This is a genomic window from Arthrobacter sp. 10L424 (assembly GCF_056395325.1).
This window is the reverse complement of record NZ_JBFTJH010000021.1, coordinates 1-5071: the sequence shown is the minus strand read 5'-3', so window position 1 is coordinate 5071 and position 5071 is coordinate 1. Positions and strand designations below refer to the sequence as shown.

The following is a 5071-nucleotide window of genomic DNA, read 5'->3' as shown; positions in this document are numbered from 1 at the left end:
GCCGTCATGTGGGGGATGTACGTGCTCCTCTTCGTTCCCCGCGTGCTGGGACTGCTCGCATGAGCCTCACGGCGCAGTGGCGGCTCCTCAGCGACCTCCACCTCGGCGTGTCAGACGAGGACCCCCGCCACCCCGGCAACATACTCCCCGCATTCCTGCACGACGAGGTGCTCGCAGCTTCCGGCCCACAGCAGCACGTTGTCTTCGTCGGTGACACTTTCGAGCTGGTCGGGCTAACCGAGGACGAGAGCCTGGCCGGGCTCGAGTCAATCCTCGCCCGCCACGGCGACACATTCGGGGCATTGAAGGCGTGCGCCGCACACGGCGTGCAGCTGCACTTCGTGTGCGGCAACCACGATGTGGAGCTGGCCCGGCCCTCGGTTGCCGCCCGCCTGTCGGCGTTGCTGTCACCGGGCGAGTCCACGATGGTCCAAGTGCACCCGTGGTTCCTGCATGTGCCCCATGTGCTTGTGGCCGAGCATGGGCACCAGCACCACGCGCTGCACCGGGTGCCCGAGGTGCTCCGAGCGGCGGTCAACGGCACAGACGAGCTGGACCTGCCGCCGCTCGCTGCCTGGAACGCACATCCGTCTACGTCGCGCCTGAGCCGTGCCGGTGCCGTTGCCCGGGCCTGCCTGGCGTCCGAACGGGCGGAACGCCGGGTCCGGGGGGTTGCCTACGACGAGCTGTTACAGACCGAGTCACGGCGGCTCGCGCTCGACGGGGTCGCCGTTCGGGACCTGGCGCGCCTGTCCCGGTTCCGGACGGTGTCGGCGCTCCCGGTCGCCGCGACCCGCATGGTGCTAACGGCCGCCGGGCGCAGAAGCGCCGGCGAGGGGGCTCCTGCTGCAGCGGGCCGATTCGTACGTACCCTCGAGGCACACGGTTCCGGGGTGGCCTGGTACGTTTCGGGCCACACCCACCGCGCCCTCGAGTCAGCGCTCGAAGCGTGCACCACCCGGTACATCAACACCGGCACGTGGTGTTCGGACGTCCGCGGTCGCGGACCTGACCAGTCGGACCGTAGGGCGTTCCCGTATGCCATGGTCGACGTCGCCCGCGACGGCACGACAAGCGGCGGCCTGCGGTACTGGCATCCGGACGGTGGTTGAGCCGTACCGGTGTCAGGCACTGGCCGGGAGGGCTTCACGCGAGTCCAAAGTCAAAGCCGTGCTCACTGACATTGGAGCGGGCTGCCGCTCCCGAGCTTTCGCCTCCGTCCTCGGCCCGAACATCAAGCACGGCCACCACGACCTGCTGTCCAATCCGCCGGAACGCGCCGGTCCTGGTAGCAGGTCTTTCCTCGCATCGATGGCCATCCGCGGTGCGCGCTGACGAAGCCGGTTCGCGTACTTCCGCTGTGCCGGCATTGGCAGCGTCCTTCCGGTAGTGCAAGCCTCCAGGAAACCCGGTGCGATTCTCACCCCCGGCACTGGCAGGAGCACGAAATTCCCTAGTAGGCCGCCAAGTAAAAGCGAGTAGTCACTACCGTTGTTTACCTGGCTGGCCTACCATACGGTCAATTACGGCAGCGTCACTCGGCGGGGGTTTCGAACACCTCTCGGGGCACTTGGATGGACTAGTCGTTGGGGCCGAGACACCATCCGACCGACACCACTCAGACAGGGGAGGACCATGCAGACCAAGACCACGACCAAGACCAAAGCACTGCACTTCGACATCCACGGCCGCGTCATGATTCGCGTCGACGCGGAGGCGCCGGCAGCGGCCCAGCTCCAGAGCATGTTGGCGTGTTTCGCCACCGCCACGGAGCGGCCGGCCGACATCGTCGTCGATAACCGGCTGGAGCCGATGCCGGATGCCGGTCTGGTTGAGCACGAGCTCGCGTATACGGACAACAGCGTGCGTTTCCAGGACGATCGGGTCCAGGTCGTGCGGGACGCAGAGCAGTGGCGCATTCATGGTCCGGGCGAGCTGTTGACCTCCGTGGTTCCTGTCCTCGATGCCGCCATGGTCGGGAGAGGCGCTGGCATGATCCACGCTGCGACTATGGCGTACCGCGGTCACGCGATCGCGCTTCCCGCAGCCGGAGGGACCGGCAAGACGAGCACGGCCGCCAAGCTGATGCGGCGCGAGGGGTGGTCGTTCATGGGTGACGACTGGGCCTTCCTCGCCGAGGACGCCACGATGCTCGGCTACGCGAAGCCGATGTTCATCAAGCCGCACCACCGGGCCATCTACCCGCACCTTTTCGAAGGTGTCAGGAAGCCACTGGTCCCCTCACGGCTCTCCGACAGCGTCGGCCGTTTCACCACGGTCGTGCACCCCTACGTCATCCGCTATCCGCGCCTCGCGGACTTCTCCCGGCGATGGTCGCCGGAGCACCGCATGGTCGATCCGGGGACCGCGTTCCCGGGGCGGGAAGTGACGACCTCGGCCCCGCTCGGGGCCGCGATCTACGTCGAGCGATACGAGGGCTCCCGGTCGCGGATCGTCGAGCGGACAAGCGATTGGATGGTCGACCGCATGCTCGGCAACTTCCACATCGAGATGGCGGGCTTCTCGCAGCGGGTCGTGACCGGCCTGGCAGCCACGTCCGTCCTCCCGTGGCGCGAACACTTCGCGGCGAAGGGGGTCGTGCTGAGCAAGGCGCTGGACGGACGTCCCTGCCACCTGTTGCAGGTGCCCGCCGCGTACTCGGCGGACGAGGCGTCGGACGACATCGTCCGGTATCTCGAGCAGCTGCTGCCGTCGGTGCTTGACGAGCAGATCTGAGGATGTGGACACAGTGGGTCACAGCCCTTCCGAGGTAACCGCGGTCGTTCCGGCCCGCAATGCGGAGGACCTTCTCCCGCGCTGTCTGGAGTCCCTGCGTCAGTCCGGTGTCGCTGAGATCATCGTGGTGGACGGCTGCTCCACGGACCGAACCGTTGACATCGCCCTCGCGGCCGGTGCCCGGGTCGTGAGTGACGAGGGCCGCGGCCTGCCGTGGGCTCGAACGCTTGGTGTGCGGAGCAGTGGCACCCGTTGGGTCCTGCTCGTCGACGCCGACGTCGTGTTCGGGCCCTCGGGCGTCGCCGACCTGCTCACCGAGTTGGTGGAGACCGGCTACGACGCCCTCCAGGCCGGTTTGGAGAGCGTCGCTGGACCGGGCTACTGGGGGCAGGCGCTGGCACATCACCATCGCACCGGCCGCAGTCGCAACTGGTTCGGGCTCGTAGCGACGATCGTCGACCGGGACCTGATGCTGGGTGTGGGATTCGATGACTCGTTCAAATCGGGGGAGGACATCGAGCTGCGTTGGCGGATGCGGGACTCAGGGCTGCGAACGGGGGTATCCCGCCGGGTCTTCGTTGAACATCGTTTCGCCGCAGACGACTTCGACTTCGCCCTCGACCAGTTCCTGATGGACGGAACGGGACTGGGTCGGATGGTCCGCAAGCACGGTTTGCGCGGTGCGAGGCTGGCGCTGCTGCCCGCCGCTGCGGCGGTCCGTGGCAGCGCCTTGAGCCTGGCCGAGGGCCAGCCTCGGTGGCTGCGCTACTACGGGGCTTTCTGCTGGTACAACTACGCGGCCATGGCGAGGGGTTTGCGTCGTGAGCGCTGAGCGGGGGACCGTTGTCGTGGGCGGTTCGACCGCCCGGCATTCCCCCCTGCGCAGCTCGCTCGGCCTCATCGTGGCCAAGGCCGCCCAAACGGGCGCGGGTTTCGCTTTCTGGGTCGTGGCCGCGCGAGCCGCGTCCGACCGTGAGGTCGGGCTTACCATGGCAGCGGTCTCGGCGGTGATGATCTGCACGCAGCTCGCGGTCCTGGGTACCGGGTCGGCCGTGATCGTGGCTGTGGGGCGGGGCGAGCCGCCCGCGCGGGTGCTGGACGCGGCGTTCGCCATCGTGGGGGTAGCCGGCACTGCGCTGGCCCTCGGCTATCTTGTGCTTCAGTCGGTTATGATGCCGGAGACAGCCTTGGTATCGGTTCTCTTCTGGCTTACATTCCTCGTGGCTGCCGTCACAGGCACCCTGGTCATCGTGCTGGACCAGGCGCTCGTGGCGTTGGGACGCGGTGCCAGCGCGACCTCGAGGTATGTGTTGGGCGGCGGGGTCTCACTCGGGGCCGCTGCGCTCGTGGCTTGGCTGTCACACAGCACCTCCGCCGACGTGCTGATGGCCTGCTGGACCCTCGGGACGACCGTCGCGTGCATCGTCGGTGCGGTCCAGCTGCGAAGACTGGTCGGCTACCGGCCGCGACCGTCCTTGCGCCCGGCGCGCGGCCGTCCACTGCTGGCGATGGGGCTTCCGTACCAGCTTGTCACCCTCACGGAGCGCGCTCCCGGACTGGTGCTGCCGCTCCTGCTCGCGCACATGGTTGCGCCGGAGGCGGCTGCCTACTGGTATCCCGCCTGGATGATGGCCTGGGCCGCCTACTCCGCTCCGATGCTGATGGGCATCGTCCAATTCTCCGAGGGTGTCCGCGACCCGGACCGCCTGGTGGCGACCACCTGGGCGAGTCTCCGTTGGTCCCTCGCCGTAGGAGGTCTGGCTGCCGCCGTTCTCGCCATCCTCGCTCACCCGCTCCTCGGCCTGCTGGGGGAGCGGTACGCCGATTCGTCCGCCGGTGCCCTGAGGTGGTTGGCGGCCGGACTGGTGCCGTACGCGGTGCTGCAGGCTTACAACGCCGTGTGCCGGGCCCGCGGTACCTACACGGAGGCGATCATAGTCGGCGTGATTCTCGGAGTCGCACTCTGCGCCTCGGCGCTATGGGCCGCCGACCAGGGCGCCAGCACCATGGCCCTTGCGTGGCTGGTGGTGCTCTCCATCGGGGCGGCGGCGGTGGGCCTTCGGTTGCTCGCCGTCCTGCGACGTGTCTCGCGGGGTGCGCGATGACGAGGACGCTTGATGTGGCCAGCCGCACGGAGGGGCGTTGGGGGGCCCGTGATGTGTGGTGTGTGGTGGCGGGTGTTGTGGCGTTGGCGCTTGCGGTGGGGGCTGCTTCGACGGTGGCGGTGCCGGTGGGTAGTGATCTGGGGTTGGTTGCGGTGTTGCCGTTTCCGTTCTGGGTGGGGGTTTTGTTGTTGAATGGTGCTTTTGTTGTGGCGTTGCGGGGGGATGCTGCG

The 5071-nt window shown here is 68.1% G+C and carries 4 protein-coding genes and 1 pseudogene; all 5 read left to right on the top strand.

What is annotated here, in order from left to right; translation table 11 throughout:
- The first annotated feature begins 59 nt into the window (after positions 1 to 59).
- A complete protein-coding gene (locus tag AC1DC5_RS18970; protein ID WP_476866189.1) occupies positions 60 to 1112 on the top strand; it encodes a hypothetical protein in 1053 nt (350 codons plus the stop codon).
- Positions 1113 to 1635: 523 nt separating this feature from the next.
- Positions 1636 to 2736, top strand: coding sequence for a hypothetical protein (locus AC1DC5_RS18965; RefSeq protein WP_441407294.1), 1101 nt, complete (start codon positions 1636 to 1638; stop codon positions 2734 to 2736).
- A 13-nt stretch (positions 2737 to 2749) separates the two neighbouring features.
- Positions 2750 to 3568, top strand: a complete 819-nt coding sequence (locus tag AC1DC5_RS18960) for a glycosyltransferase family 2 protein (protein WP_476866188.1) — start codon at positions 2750 to 2752, stop codon at positions 3566 to 3568.
- A complete protein-coding gene (locus tag AC1DC5_RS18955; RefSeq protein ID WP_476866187.1) occupies positions 3558 to 4841 on the top strand; it encodes a lipopolysaccharide biosynthesis protein in 1284 nt (427 codons plus the stop codon). The genes AC1DC5_RS18960 and AC1DC5_RS18955 overlap by 11 nt, the downstream gene beginning before the upstream one ends.
- Positions 4838 to 5071: pseudogene (locus tag AC1DC5_RS18950) on the top strand (glycosyltransferase); the annotation flags it as partial. The gene AC1DC5_RS18955 and the pseudogene AC1DC5_RS18950, both read left to right, overlap by 4 nt.

Excerpts from the sequence above, each read along its gene's own strand:
- AC1DC5_RS18970 (WP_476866189.1), top strand. The coding sequence starts at position 60 with ATGAGCCTCACGGCGCAGTGGCGGCTCCTCAGCGACCTCCACCTCGGC.
- AC1DC5_RS18965 (WP_441407294.1), top strand. The coding sequence starts at position 1,636 with ATGCAGACCAAGACCACGACCAAGACCAAAGCACTGCACTTCGACATC.